The organism is Novosphingobium jiangmenense, from assembly GCF_015694345.1.
Classification (GTDB): Bacteria; Pseudomonadota; Alphaproteobacteria; order Sphingomonadales; family Sphingomonadaceae; genus Novosphingobium; species Novosphingobium jiangmenense.
Window position 1 is genome coordinate 502,610 of sequence record NZ_JADQDC010000001.1, and the last position, 13,019, is coordinate 515,628.

The following is a 13,019-nucleotide window of genomic DNA, read 5'->3' on the forward strand; positions in this document are numbered from 1 at the left end:
TAGAGGAGCCGCCCGATGCAAGACTTCACCAACCAGATCGCCTTCATCACCGGCGGCGCCTCGGGCGCAGGCCTCGGCCAGGCGCAGGTCTTCGGCCGCGCGGGCGCGAAGATCGTCATCGCCGACATCCGCGCCGAAGCGGTGGAGCAGGCCCTTGCCACCCTGCGCGCCGAAGGCATCACCGCCCACGGCCTCGTGCTCGACATCATGGACCGCGCCGCCTACGCCCGCGCCGCCGACGAGGTCGAAGAGGTGTTCGGCGCCCCGCCGACGCTCCTGTTCAACACCGCCGGGGTCAACAGCTTCGGCCCGGTCGAGAACACCTCCTACGACGATTTCGACTGGATCATCGGCGTCAATCTCGGCGGCGTGATCAACGGCATGGTCACTTTCGTGCCCCGCATGATCGCCAGCGGCAAACCCGGCCACATCGTCACCACCTCGTCATTGGGCGGCCTGATGGGCAGCGCGCTCGCCGCGCCTTACTCGGCGGCCAAGGCGGCAGTGATCAACCTGATGGAAAGCTACCGCCAGGGCCTCGAGAAGCACCAGATCGGCGTCTCGGTGCTCTGCCCCGCCAACATCAAGTCCAACATCGCCGAAGCCAGCCGCCTGCGCCCCGCCCAGTTCGGCCAGAGCGGCTACGTCGAAAACGAGGACTCGATCGCCTCGCTCCACTCGATCCACCAGCACGGCATGGACCCGGTCGAACTGGCCGAACACGTCAAGCGCGCCATCGAAGCGGGCCAACTTTACGTAATCCCCTACCCCGAAGCCAAGGACGGCCTGCGCGCCCACTTCGACCAGATCGTAGGTTCCGTCCTCCCCCTCGAAGCCGACCCCGAAGGCGCCCGCCTGCGCACCGAAGCCCTCCAGAACTGGGCCGCGGACCGGGCCAAGGTGTTCATGGAGAAGCAGACGGGCTGATCACCTCAAATGAAACCTTCGTCATCCCCGCGCAGGCGGGGACCCAGTGCTTTCCAGGACGCCGTCGCAAGGCGACGACCTAATCGTTTGCTGGATTCCCGCCTGCGCGGAAATGACGGGAAGACTTTATCAATCGGGCTACACTCCCCCTCAAACCGCGCCCTTCGCACCCCCCGCCCCCAGAGCCTCGGTCCAGGCCGAAATCCCGTCCACCCGCATCGGCTCCATGTCCAGACCGCGCATCACGCTGAGCATCCCGTACCAGCCGCTGCCCGCCGCCGCCGGATGGGCCTGACGGTCGCGTTCGGCCAGCGCCTGCACCTCCAGATGGTGGCGCTCGATCAGGTCGGCCAGTTGCGCCGCGCCTGCGGGTGAAAGCTTGACCGTCTCGGCGCTGTAGATCGTTTCGGGCTGCGAATAGTCGAGTTCGAAGAACGCGCGCTTCATGTGCGTCTCGAACAGCCCGCGCAGCGGCTGCTTGCGGAACACCAGCGCGCGGTCGACCAGCGGGCGGACGCGGCCACTGCGCAACCGGTCGATCAGCGCCAGCCGCTCCAGCCGGTCGAGCGCGGCGTCCATCGCCGGCTTGGGCACCTGGAAGTCGGCCGCCACTTCATCCGGCCCCACTCCGCCGAGCAGCGCCATGAACAGGAACGACAGGAAGATGTTGGTCGAAAGCGCCCGCTCCTGCGCCAGCGTCAGCTCGTGCGCGAGGTCGCCGGGGTTCTCCTCCGCCTCGCGCGCCAGGTCGCCCAGCACCAGCCCGCACAGCTGCGCCATGCGCTCCAGCCGGTCGATGGTCACGCCCTTGCCCGCCAGCCAGCGCTTCACGGTCGCCTCGCCGACTCCAAGTTCTTTGGAAATTCGCAAAACCGTCCAGCCTTCGCTGCGCAAATGGCGGCGCAGGGCTGCAATCATCGCGGATGCCGTCGGCTCGTATCGCGTCATGATCCGAATTAGATAACAGGATGATCCTTTTGGCAAGAGCCCGTCTTCGCAAGGCCCCGCTCATCCATATGCTGCACCTAACGAACGAGATTCAGCCCGCCATGCTGCGCAGCATGACATGGTCGGCGAACCCACCGGGAGAATGAAATGACCGACATCCTCATCAAGAACGGTACCGTCGTGGACGGCACCGGTGCACCGGCCTTCAAGGCCGACGTGCGCGTCAGGAACGGCGTGATCGCCGAAGTGGGCGAAGGCCTCGCCCCCGCAGGCGAGCGCGTGTTCGACGCCGCCGGTTGCCACGTCACCCCCGGCTTCATCGAAAGCCACACCCACTATGACGGCACCATGTGGTGGCAGCCCGATCTCGATCCGCTGCCGGGCTATGGCGCAACCACGATGATCCTCGGCAACTGCGGCTTCTCCGCGGCACCGCTGCACAAGTACATGCCCGCCCAGCGCGAGATGATCGGCATCTTCTCGTTCTTCGAGGACATCCCCGAAGGCCCGTTCATGCAGAACCTGCCGTGGGACTGGAACACGTGGAGCGAATATCGCGCCTCGGTCGAACGCAACGTCAAGGCCCCGCTCAACTACGCCGCCTACGTCGGCCACATCGCCATCCGTCTGGCCGCGATGGGCGTCGAGGCGTGGGAGCGCGAAGCCACCCCGGAAGAAATCGCCAAGATGGCCGAACTGCTCGACGATGCGCTGGCCGCTGGCGCGCTCGGCATGTCCGACAACATGCACGACCATGACGGCCAGAACCGCCCCGTCCCCACGCTGATGGCCAACGACGCCGAGTTCGAAGCCCTGTTCGACGTGATGGAGCGCTACCCCGGCTGCTGCTACCAGGTCATCGTCGATACCTTCATGCGCATGACCGGCCCGGCCAACCTCGAGCGTCTGGCCAAGCTGCTCGGCGGCCGCAAGATCAAGTGCCAGATCGCCGGCGCCATCCCCACGCTCGAATTCCAGAAGGGCATCCTGCCCGCGATGCAGGAATCGGTGCGCAAGATGCGCGAAGCCGGTGTCGACGTATGGCCGGGCTATGCCCACGTCTCGCCCACCTCGACGCTCAGCCTCGTCAAGTCGCTGATCTTCGCGCAGTCGAACGATTACGTGTGGCACGAAGTCGTGCTCGAGGACGATCACCACAAGAAGGCCCAGCTCCTCGCCGATCCGGCATGGCGCGCCCGTGCCCGTGAAAGCTGGGACACGCAGGCCTGGGATCACTCGCCGCTCAAGAACCCGCAGGAACTGTTCCTGCTCGACAGCGAGAACGGCACCGGTCCGCTCAACATCACGCTGAAAGAGTATGCCGACAGCCTCGGCCTGCACCGTTCGGACGCGATGGCCGACTGGATCCTCAAGAACGGCACCCGCTCCACCGTCCACATGGCCCCCTTCCCCAAGGACGAGGACCTGACGCTGGAACTGATGAAGGACCCCAAGACCGTCGGCAACATCTCCGACGCCGGCGCCCACCTGCAGATGCTGTGCGGTGGCGGCGAGAACGCGCTGCTGCTCACCCAGTACGTCCGCGAGCAGAAGAAGCTGACGCTGGAGCAGGCCATCCACATCATGACCGGCAAGCTCGCCGGGCACTTCAACCTGCACGATCGCGGCGTGATCGCCGTGGGCAAGCGCGCTGACCTCGCCGTTTTCAACATGGACGAAATCCAGCGCCGCGAAATGGTCAAGGCCCACGACGTGCCCGATGGCCGCGGCGGCACCACCTGGCGCTTCACCCGCGCCGCGATGCCGACGCGCCTGACCCTGGTCAACGGCGTGCCGACCTTCGAGAACGGCGCGTTCACCGGCGCGATGCCGGGCGAATTCCTCTCGCCCGCCAACGACGATGCCGCGCTCGCCGAGGCTGCCGAATGATGGCCTTAGCGAGGGCGCAAACCCCAAGTTGAACCCTCGCGCAGGGGGCGTCCACTCCCTCCCGGACGCCCCCATACCTGTTGCAGAACAACCCCATACGGAAAGGATGCCCACCATGAGCGAAGCGCAGATCGGCGACGCCGACAGGGCCTACTTCAACGGCCGGATCCAGAAGATCGAGACACAGAGCTCGGTGCTCGTCAGTTCGTCCAAGTATCTCAACCACCCGCTGCTGCGCGCCTACATTTCGCAGGAAATGCTGCGCCGCAACGGCCCCGATCTGCCCAACACCGCCTACATCCCCGAAGTCGCGCAGATCCTCCACGATCTCGAGGACATGCCGCGCATCATCGAGCTGTTCGAGATGGAGAAGGCGCGCCTGCCGCTGTTCAAGCGCTGGCTTGATCGCAAGAGCCTGTCGAACTTCACGATCGAGGAAACAAAGGGCTGCGCTCCCGGCACACTCGGCGCCAAGATCCACGATTTCATGGTGAACTCGGGCTACCAGCTCGACCTGTTCTTCCAGGAAATCCAGGTGGTGAACGATTTCACCTACTACCTGCGCCAGACCGCGCTGACGCATGACATCGAGCACATGATCACCGGCTTCGGCCCCAACCACGGCGGCGAGATAGCCCTGCTTTCGGCCAACATGCATGCCAAGGCGGTCTATTTCCACCCGGAACTCAGCAACTTCTTCAGCCGCATCGCCTTCTACCTGAAGTCGAAGTCGATGCTGAAGGACGGCCTCTACTACCCCGAGGCGATGACCGTTCACCTCGAGGCCGAATTCCTCGGCGCGCAGCAGGGCCGCAACTGGAAGTACCCGCTGATGCTGGTCGACTGGCGCGAATACGTCGACGTCCAGATCGAGGATATCCGCCGCGAACTGAACATCACCCCCGTGATCGACAGCCGCTGGGACGACACCAACCGCCTCTGCAACGAGGACGACCCCAACTACGGCGTGCCGATGATGGAAGCCGCCGAATGATCCCTGGTCCGATCAGTTCCGGACCACCCACCTGACTACCGGGGCGGCGGGCGCAGCGCGCTTTGCCGCCCTTTTTGCATCCCGCACCGGCAAAAGCCCGGGCGGTCACCAGAACGAGAAAACGGAGGGAGAGACATGATGAAAGCACGGTACACCCGCAGCCTGCTCCTGCGCGGATCGATCCTTGCCGCCAGCACGCTGGCGCTGGCTCCGATGGCCCATGCCGAGGACGCCGCCGCCGAGGAACCGCAGGCATCCGGCCAGTCCGCCTCGGTCCAGGAAATCATCGTCACCGCGCAGCGCCGCGAGGAAAGCCTGCAGAAGGTTCCCGTCGCCGTCACCGCGATCGGCGCGCAGCAATTGGAAGCCCTGCGCGTCACCAGCGTGCGCAATCTTGCCGGCCTTGCCCCCAGCCTCCAGTTCAACGCGCAAGGGCAGCAGTCCAACCCCACGATCATCATCCGCGGCGTCGCCTCCGGCACCTCGTCGAACTCGGTCGACCCCAAGGTCGGCATGTACATCGACGGCGTCTACATCGGCCGCGCGGTCGGCTCGCTCCTCGATTTCTCCGACATCCAGCGCGTCGAAGTGCTGCGCGGGCCGCAGGGCACGCTGTTCGGCCGCAATGCCACCTCGGGCGCGATCAGCATCGTCACCGCCGCGCCCAAGGGCGAATGGGGCGTTCGCGCCACCGGCTCCTACGGCAACTACGATGCCTGGCGCGGCAAGGTCTCGCTCGACCTGCCGCAGATCGGCCCGTTCTCGATCCGCCTCTCGTACCTGCATGACCAGATCGACGGCGACGTCACCAACACCATGGGCGGCAAGGGCCTCAACATCGCCCTGCGCGCGTCGGAGTTCGGCACGCAGCGCTTCGTCAACAAGCTCGGCTACCGCAACGTCGATGGCGGGCAGGTCGCCGTGCGCGGCGAGTTCGGCGCGCTGACCGCCGACTACCGCTTCGACTACACCGACACCCGCGCCTCTGGCCGTGCGATGCAGAGCCTCGGCGTCATCCCCGATGCCTCGGGCCAGCTGCTCGCCCCCATCGTCGCGCTGCAACCGTTCTTCGGCGGCACCACCAACGAAGGTCTCAACGGCCCGCTGTCGTCAGTGGCGGCGGCCACCAGCGAGGAGCACATCGTCACGCAAGGCCACAGCCTGACGCTGACCCTTGCCGCCAGCGACAGCCTCACCGTCAAGTCGATCAGCGCCTACCGCAAGTTCCGGCAGGACCCGGTGATCTTCGACCTCGGCTCGGCCGGCGGCATGCGCTTCACCTTCCAGCAACTGGGCGGCCTGATCACGCCGGGCCTCACCCCGCAGCAGCGCCAGGCGATCCTGTTCAACCCGGCCAACGCGCCCGGCCCCAACGACTACTTCTTCCCGCTGCTCTCGGCCCGCGCGACGAAGCAGGAGCAGTTCAGCCAGGAACTGCAGTTCCAGCTCTCCAATGACAGCTACCAGCTCACCGCCGGCTTGTTCTATTTCCACGAAAAGTCGCCCGGCACCGAAGTGCTCGGCATCCTCTCGCCCACCCCGTCGGCCACCATCGTGCCCAGCCCATTGGACGCGGTGTTCGGCAGCGGCATCACCCGCACCGAGGGCATCAACGATTCGATGGCCGGCTATGCCCAGCTGACCTGGCACCTCAGCGACACCTTCGACATCACCGGCGGCCTGCGCGGCACGATCGACGATCGCGAACTCAAGATCTTCGTGATCTCGGGCGCGCAGGGCGGCTCGTTGGGCGTGGGTGACTACAAGGCGACCTACAAGAAGCTGACCTGGACCGGCATCGCCACCTGGCGCCCGACCGACCAGACCACCCTCTTCGCCAAAGTCGCCACCGGCTACGTCTCGGGCGGCATCCTTTCGGGCATTCCCTATCGGCCCGAGAACATGACCAGCTACGAACTCGGCGCCAAGACCCAGTTCCTCGACAACAAGGTGCGCCTCAACGTCGCGGCCTACTACAACGACTACAAGGACCTGCAGACCCAGAACTTCATCAACGGGCGGCAGTTCTTCGACAACGCGGGCAAGGCCAAGATCAAGGGCTTCGAAGCGGAAATGGACGTCGTGCCGGTTGCGGGCCTCAACCTTTCGGGCAGCATTTCCTACACCGATTTCGACTACAAGACCTTCATCCTCAACGGGCAGGACGTCGCCGCCTTCGCCCGGCCGACCTACTTCTCGAAGTGGACCGGCAGAGCCGCCGCCAGCTACAACTCGCCCGATTTTACCAGCAACGGCGGCCACGTCGCGGCGCTGATCGAAGGGCGCTACCGCAGCACCTACTACCTCACCTCCACCCCGCTGCGGAACGTGCTCACCGGCCAGCCCGCGCTCGAGGACCGCAACAAGCAGCCCGCCTACTGGCTCGTCAACGGCCGCATCGGCGTGGCCGACGTGCCGCTCGGCGGCGCCCGCGTCTCGCTCTCGGTGTTCGGCGACAACATCTTCGACAAGCGCTACATCAGCTTCGGCGCCCCGGTGCTCCTGTTCACCGGCAGCTACGAACGCGGCCGCACCTACGGCGTGGAGCTTGGCGTAAACTTCTGATTGCGGTGCAACAGGGAGAGGGGCCGGTGCGCAAGCTCCGGCCCCTCGGTTGCATCATGTCACAGCAAGCCAAACTCAGCGGCTGAAAACGCGAACCTGTCATCGTGCGGAAAGGCGGCCAAGGCGATCAGCCGATCCCCCTCATGGCGCAAGTGCCACGTCTTCCCATGGTGCGGCCTCGCCTCGGCAAAGGCCACAGGATCAAGGATCACGACATTCAGACCTGCCGGATCGCGAACCGACCGTGTTCTTATCAGGTGTGTGGCAGCGACACGTGCTTCCGCAGCAAGCGCCTGGCACGCGGCATAATCCTCAGGGTCCATCCACGCCGCCTCATCGCCAGCAAATGGAGCGACCGTGATGTCCAGCGCCCTGTCGCTTGCCGCGCGAACCCAGAAGCTGGTGCATTCGATTGTGGTGACCGGCGGCGTGAAGCCCGGAGAGCGCGAGAAGAACCGCAGCCTCCAGTATGATGCCTCGGCCAGCGCCGTGCGCTCCGCCTCGCTCGAATAGAAGATGCCGGGGCGTTCGTCGGCGCGGCGAAAGCGGCTCGCCTGCCGGTGTCCATAGCGAAACGGCGATGCCAGCAGAAAGTCGAGGTGCCGTGCCGCCACCGGGACCTGCGGCTTCACCTCCTCCGCCAGTTGCTCGAGCGCTTCCTGCTCCGCCAGATTCCTCGCGAGCCGGTTCGTCGAGATCCGGTGCTGGGCCTCGACCAGTCGCCATACCTTCCCGCGATAGGGCCGATGCTCAGACGCGAGCGCGGTAGAAGTCCACATAGTCGCAGACCTCCATCAAGCCCCGCATGGTATCGATCCGGTCAATCGGTTTGCCATCGAGATCGAGATTGACGGTATTGAGCCACGCCTTCGCAGCGTTGTCGTCACTGCCCAGCAACGCGTCGAGGGACCGGAACAGGCGCAGCAGGAACTGGCCCGCCTCGAAGGACTTGGACGCAGGGTCGAGCGCCGTCGTGCCCGCCCGCAGGCGTGAGACCGTCGCCGGAGAAAGCCCCAGCACCGTCGCCAGCTTGGCGTTGCTCAGGCTCCAGAAATCGCTGATCCGGACGACTGCGCCCGAAAGCGCTCCCGCCTTTTCCTGCAGCGGCCGTGCCAGCACACTCATCGCCTGCACTCCTTTCATATGAAAGGAATATAGCAAGAGCGTTCAAAAGAACAACCGCATCTGCGTCCGGATCGGGACCTCGATCACAGGCCCGTCACGAATACTCCGGCCACAGCAGCGAAGCCTCGCGGCTGTCGAGGTCCACCGCGCCGACGATGCCGAGCGCCGCGCGCGCTTCCTCGATCGGCAGGTGGAAGACGTCCTCGTACTTCGCCATCCAGTAGGGGCCGGACTGTTCGCCCACGTCCATGCCGCAACGCACCGCCTTCAGCACGGTCGGGAACGCTGCCGGATAGTGCAGCCCGGTGCGCGAGACGAGGCGCAGCGCGCCCAGCAGCTGGCCTGCATTGATCAGCCCGACCAGCTCCGGATCGAGGAAGCGCGGCAGGTTCGAAAGCCGTGCGAAATAGGGCACCAGCTCGCCGATGATGTCAAACCCGCCGCCGCAGACGATGTGTTCCAGATCGTGCGTCTGGCCGCTGCGCAGCGAGAAGTATTCGAATTGGTTGCGTGGGCTAAAGCGCGGCACGATGTCGATCTCGAACCCGTTGTCGCGCAGATATCGCCCGAAGGTGTGGCCGAGCGAGCCTTCCGGGTGCTCCAGCAGTTCGTCCACCGTGAAATTCGACGAGAAGCCTTCGGCAAACCACGCATCCAGCTCGGGCCAGCGCTTGCGCTCGGCGGTGAACAGTTCCTCGATGCGTGGCACGTCGAAGATGTCGGCAAGGATGCCGTAGAGCTTGTGCGCATCGAGCGTGGTCGGCGAATCCTTGCCGCTCTTGCGCAAGTAGGCGGTCGCCAGCCAGTCACGCAGGCGCGGCTCGTTGAGGTAGCGCGAATTGCTGACCAGCACGGTGCTGTCGGTCGCCACCGGCTTCGCACCGCGCGCAAGGTAGGGCAGGTCATCGGCCATCGGTCAGGTCCTCTCGCTCATTATCCATTCGCCCCGAAGCTTCGTCATTGCGAGGAGGCGCAGCCGACGAAGCAATCCAGAGCGTCACGCAAACCGCTCTGGATTGCCGCGCGACCTGCGGTCGCTCGCAATGACGAACGCGCCAGCAATCACACCAATCCCACCGGCACCCGCACCGGCATCTCCAGCAGGTGCTGCGCCATGCTCTTGGCCGCCGCATCGAAGCGCGGCGAAAGGTTGATCCCGCCGCCTTGCGCATCGTGGGCAAGGAAGTTGATCGCATGGACGCCCGGCACCTCGAACGCCTCGACCCGCGCATTCGCCGGATCGTCGAACAGGTGGCGATACCAGTCGGTCACCGCATCGACGGTCAGGCTCGCCCGGATCCACGGCAGGTAGTCGGGCTGCCGCGCGATAACGGCCACATTGAACAACCGCCCCTTGTCGCCACTGCGTGCCCAGGCCAGCCGGATCAGCGGCACGTCGACGAGATCGCCTTCCAGCGCCGCCGCTTGCCCCTCGATCTGCGGCAAGCGCGCCGGATCGAACCCCGGCGAAACCGGATCGGCAAAGTCCAGCGCCACGCCATCCAGCGCGACCTTCTGAGTCACCCTGTCCCGGCCAATCAGCCCGAAGAACATCCCCGTCAGCGGGAAGGCCCTCGGCGCAGCGATGATCGGGGCAATAGAGGTGCCGACGCTCATGTTCATGATCGCCGTGGTCTGTTCGCGCCCGAACAGCATGCACGCCGCCGGATTGGCATGATCGACCACGATCTTGAGCAGAACCTCGCGCGGCGCCAGCGCCTGAGCCCTCGCCCCCCACGCGGTCTCGGTGCCGATCACCTCGACGTGGCTCTGCCGCCACGGCCCCCAGCCGCGCTCTTCCAGCATGGCCGAAACCCGCTCGAGCAAGGCCTCCGCCGTCCGCCGCGCCTTGGCCACCGCATCGATCCCGCTCACTGGAATCAGCGCGACCGAGCGCCAGCCATCATCGAACGTCCCGCACAGCTTCAGCGTTTCAGGCGGAGCATAGCCCCTCGCCCCGCGCACCAGCACCCGGTCCGGACCGACCTGCTCCAGCGTGATCCCGGTGAAGTCGCACACCACGTCGGGCACGATATAGGCGCGCGGATCGCCGACTTCGTAGAGCAATTGCTCGGCAATCGTGCCGACCGAAACCAGACCGCCGGTGCCTTCGGGCTTGGTCATCACCACGCTGCCATCGGCATGGCATTCGCCCACCGGGAAGCCGATGTTCGCCCAGCCTTCAACGTCCTGCCAGTCGGTGAACGTCCCGCCCGTTGCCTGCGCGCCGCATTCCAGCAGGTGCCCGGCCACGGTCCCCGCCGCCAGCAGGTCAAGGTCGTCCGGACCCCAACCGAATTCGTGGATCAGCGGCCCGAGGATCAGCGCGGAATCGACCACGCGCCCGGTGATCACCACGTCAGCCCCGGCATCGAGCGCGCGGGCAATGCCGAATGCGCCGATATAGGCGTGCATCCCGATCTCGCCCTCCGGCAGAGGCGCACCGCTGTACATGTCTTGCAAGCCCTCGGCGCGAAGCTGCGGCACGAGATGCTCGACATCGTCGCCGGTCACGGTCGCCACGCGAAGCTCCAGCCCCTGCTCGCGCCCGCGCTGGCGGATCAGTTCGGCCAGCCCTTCCGGATTCATGCCCCCGGCATTGGCGGTGACGCGGATGCCGCGCGCCTTCAGTTCCTTGAGGTACGGCCCGATATGGATATCGACGAAATCCGGCAGGAAGCCCGAGCGCGGATCGGCCTGCTTCATCCGCCGGAAGATGCCCATCGCCCCTTCGCCAAGGTAGTCGAAGGCGAGGTAGTTCAGCCCCTCGACCTTGAGCAGCCCCGGCACGGCAATCGCGCTGTCGTTCAGCGCCCCGCTCGCCCCGCCGATGCGGACGACTTTCGGGGTGTCAGGCATTCGCGCCCGTCAATTCGCGCGCGGCGACGTAGCCGAAGGTCATCGCCGGGCCGATCGTGACGCCCGCGCCCGGATAGCTCTCGCCCATGGCCGAGGCGGCGTTGTTGCCCACGGCATAGAGCCCGGCAATCGGCTGCCCGGCATCGTCCACCACCTGGGCGCGCGCATTGGTGCGCAGGCCGCCGTTGGTGCCGATGTCGCCGGGGTAGATCGGCAGGGCATAGAACGGCCCCTCTGTCAGCGGGCGCAGGCAGGGGTTGGGCTGGTGGCGATAGTCGCCGTACATCTTGTCGTAGGCCGCCTCGCCGCGATGGAATTCGGGGTCCTCGCCCTTGGCCGCGCCAGCATTGAAGCGCGTTACCTGAAGCTCCAGCGCCGCCGGATCGACGCCCATCGCCTTGGCCAGTTCGCCAATCGTGCGCCCCTTCTTGAGGATCGACTTGACCGCGCCCGATTGCAGCCAGTCGGGCACCAGTGGCAGCAGCGGCCCCATCGGGAACTGGTGGCGATACTTGTGGTCGAACACCATCCAGCTGGGCGAAGCATCGCCGAACTCGCGCTGCCGCCGCGCCATCTGCTGGCCGACGACATGGTAGGACGCCGCCTCGTTGAGGTAACGCTGGCCTTTCTGGTTGACCATGATGCACCCCGGCAGCGCGCGCTCGATCGTGCAGAGCCTCCCGCGATCCTCGCCGGGGACGTAGAACACCGGCGCGGCCCAGGCCGAATGCATGTTCATCGTGCCCGCGCCCACGGCCTGCCCGGCCCGGATCGCATCGCCGGTATTGCTGGTCACCCCGCCCGAAGCCCAGGCCTTGTTGTAGAGCGGCGCATTGGCATCGCGCATCTGCTGGTTCTTGTCGAACCCGCCCGCCGCCAGCACAACGCCCTTGCGCGCGCGGATGGCAAAAGGCTTGCCGTCCTTCTCGACGACCAGCCCGACGACGCGGCCGTTCTCGGTCACCAGTTCCTGCATCGGCGTCTTGAGCCACACCGGCACGCCCGCCTCGTTGAGCGCAACGCGCAAACCGCCCGTCAGCGCATTGCCCAGCGTCAGCCGCCGGTCCTTGCGCGAAGTGAAGCGCAGCGGCCAGTCGAGCCAGTACTTGGCCATGTTTTTCGCAAGGCCGGTCAGCCAGCCGGGACCGCGATAAAGCAGCTGGTAGGTCTCGGCGAAAGTCCAGTTGAGGTAGCCGAACAGGCTCGCTGCGGGCGAGGGAAGTCGCTGCGTTTTCAGATCGTTACCCAGCAGCGTGCCGTCGAACATTTCGGGCAGGTGGGTGCGGTAGCCGGTGACCGATCCGCCGGGATTCTCTGCGTGGTAATCGGGATAGGGCTGCGAGGTGTAGGTGACGCCGGTGTTGGCGGTTACCCAGCGCAGCATCGGCGCGGCGTTCTCGACATAGGCGCGGATGTTCTCGTCGGGCACGTTGTCGGCGGAAAGGGCGCGGACGTACTTGAAGGCATCGTCGAGATTGTCTTCGAATCCCAGTGCCTTGGCCTGATCGCTCCCCGGAATCCAGATCCCGCCGCCCGAGGTGGCGCTGGTCCCGCCCCAGAGCTTGTCCTTCTCCACCACCAGCACCTGCGCATGGTTCTTCGCCGCCACCAGCGCACTGAGCATCCCGCCCGCGCCCGAGCCCACGACGACGACGTCGACTTCCATTTGCCAGTTCACGCCCATGATTATCCTGCCAGCGGGGCGCAAGCC

Annotated in this window: 10 protein-coding genes; 4 read left to right on the forward strand and 6 right to left on the reverse strand. The window is 65.8% G+C overall.

The window, feature by feature from the left end; translation table 11 throughout:
• The first annotated feature begins 15 nt into the window (after positions 1-15).
• Positions 16-927, forward strand: coding sequence for an SDR family NAD(P)-dependent oxidoreductase (locus I2488_RS02240; protein WP_196274168.1), 912 nt, complete (start codon positions 16-18; stop codon positions 925-927).
• Between the two features lie 150 nt (positions 928-1,077).
• On the opposite strand, the gene I2488_RS02245 is transcribed toward I2488_RS02240, so the two are convergent.
• Positions 1,078-1,875: a helix-turn-helix domain-containing protein gene (locus tag I2488_RS02245; RefSeq protein ID WP_196274169.1), complete on the reverse strand. Its 798-nt coding sequence runs from the start codon at positions 1,873-1,875 to the stop codon at positions 1,078-1,080.
• A gap of 147 nt (positions 1,876-2,022) precedes the next feature.
• On the opposite strand from I2488_RS02245, the gene I2488_RS02250 reads away from it, so the two are divergent.
• The 3 genes from I2488_RS02250 (at position 2,023) to I2488_RS02260 (ending at position 7,324) form a co-directional block, all read left to right on the forward strand.
• Positions 2,023-3,765 carry a D-aminoacylase gene (locus I2488_RS02250; RefSeq protein ID WP_196274170.1) on the forward strand — a complete coding sequence of 581 codons (1,743 nt, stop codon included), beginning with the start codon at positions 2,023-2,025 and terminating at the stop codon, positions 3,763-3,765.
• 115 nt (positions 3,766-3,880) lie between these two features.
• The gene (locus I2488_RS02255; protein WP_196274171.1) at positions 3,881-4,759 is read left to right on the forward strand and encodes a Coq4 family protein; all 879 of its coding nucleotides are present in this window, start codon (positions 3,881-3,883) and stop codon (positions 4,757-4,759) included.
• 135 nt (positions 4,760-4,894) lie between these two features.
• Positions 4,895-7,324: a TonB-dependent receptor gene (locus I2488_RS02260; protein ID WP_246465415.1), complete on the forward strand. Its 2,430-nt coding sequence runs from the start codon at positions 4,895-4,897 to the stop codon at positions 7,322-7,324.
• 59 nt (positions 7,325-7,383) lie between these two features.
• Here the strand turns inward: I2488_RS02260 and I2488_RS02265 are convergent, their stop codons facing one another.
• The 5 genes from I2488_RS02265 to I2488_RS02285 all read right to left on the reverse strand — a co-directional run bounded on the left by I2488_RS02265 (position 7,384) and on the right by I2488_RS02285 (position 12,992).
• Positions 7,384-8,103 carry an RES family NAD+ phosphorylase gene (locus tag I2488_RS02265; protein ID WP_196274173.1) on the reverse strand — a complete coding sequence of 240 codons (720 nt, stop codon included), beginning with the start codon at positions 8,101-8,103 and terminating at the stop codon, positions 7,384-7,386.
• Positions 8,075-8,449 carry an antitoxin Xre-like helix-turn-helix domain-containing protein gene (locus I2488_RS02270; protein WP_196274174.1) on the reverse strand — a complete coding sequence of 125 codons (375 nt, stop codon included), beginning with the start codon at positions 8,447-8,449 and terminating at the stop codon, positions 8,075-8,077. Before I2488_RS02270 ends, I2488_RS02265 begins: the two co-directional genes overlap by 29 nt.
• 94 nt (positions 8,450-8,543) lie before the next feature.
• Positions 8,544-9,362 (reverse strand): Coq4 family protein, encoded by an 819-nt coding sequence (locus I2488_RS02275; RefSeq protein ID WP_196274175.1) that lies wholly within the window; start codon positions 9,360-9,362, stop codon positions 8,544-8,546.
• A 149-nt stretch (positions 9,363-9,511) separates the two neighbouring features.
• Positions 9,512-11,308, reverse strand: coding sequence for an acyclic terpene utilization AtuA family protein (locus tag I2488_RS02280; protein WP_196274176.1), 1,797 nt, complete (start codon positions 11,306-11,308; stop codon positions 9,512-9,514).
• Entirely contained in the window at positions 11,301-12,992 is a 1,692-nt protein-coding gene (locus I2488_RS02285; protein WP_214652148.1) for an FAD-dependent oxidoreductase, read from the reverse strand. The genes I2488_RS02280 and I2488_RS02285 overlap by 8 nt, the downstream gene beginning before the upstream one ends.
• Between the last annotated feature and the right edge of the window lie 27 nt (positions 12,993-13,019).

What these genes read in the sequence shown, in the direction of transcription:
- I2488_RS02265 (WP_196274173.1), bottom strand. Translation starts at nt 8,103, where the DNA reads ATGTGGACTTCTACCGCGCTCGCGTCTGAGCATCGGCCCTATCGCGGG.
- I2488_RS02270 (WP_196274174.1), bottom strand. Translation starts at nt 8,449, where the DNA reads ATGAGTGTGCTGGCACGGCCGCTGCAGGAAAAGGCGGGAGCGCTTTCG.
- I2488_RS02260 (WP_246465415.1), top strand. Translation starts at nt 4,895, where the DNA reads ATGATGAAAGCACGGTACACCCGCAGCCTGCTCCTGCGCGGATCGATC.
- I2488_RS02245 (WP_196274169.1), bottom strand. Translation starts at nt 1,875, where the DNA reads ATGACGCGATACGAGCCGACGGCATCCGCGATGATTGCAGCCCTGCGC.
- I2488_RS02255 (WP_196274171.1), top strand. Translation starts at nt 3,881, where the DNA reads ATGAGCGAAGCGCAGATCGGCGACGCCGACAGGGCCTACTTCAACGGC.
- I2488_RS02275 (WP_196274175.1), bottom strand. Translation starts at nt 9,362, where the DNA reads ATGGCCGATGACCTGCCCTACCTTGCGCGCGGTGCGAAGCCGGTGGCG.
- I2488_RS02285 (WP_214652148.1), bottom strand. Translation starts at nt 12,992, where the DNA reads ATGGGCGTGAACTGGCAAATGGAAGTCGACGTCGTCGTCGTGGGCTCG.
- I2488_RS02240 (WP_196274168.1), top strand. Translation starts at nt 16, where the DNA reads ATGCAAGACTTCACCAACCAGATCGCCTTCATCACCGGCGGCGCCTCG.
- I2488_RS02250 (WP_196274170.1), top strand. Translation starts at nt 2,023, where the DNA reads ATGACCGACATCCTCATCAAGAACGGTACCGTCGTGGACGGCACCGGT.
- I2488_RS02280 (WP_196274176.1), bottom strand. Translation starts at nt 11,308, where the DNA reads ATGCCTGACACCCCGAAAGTCGTCCGCATCGGCGGGGCGAGCGGGGCG.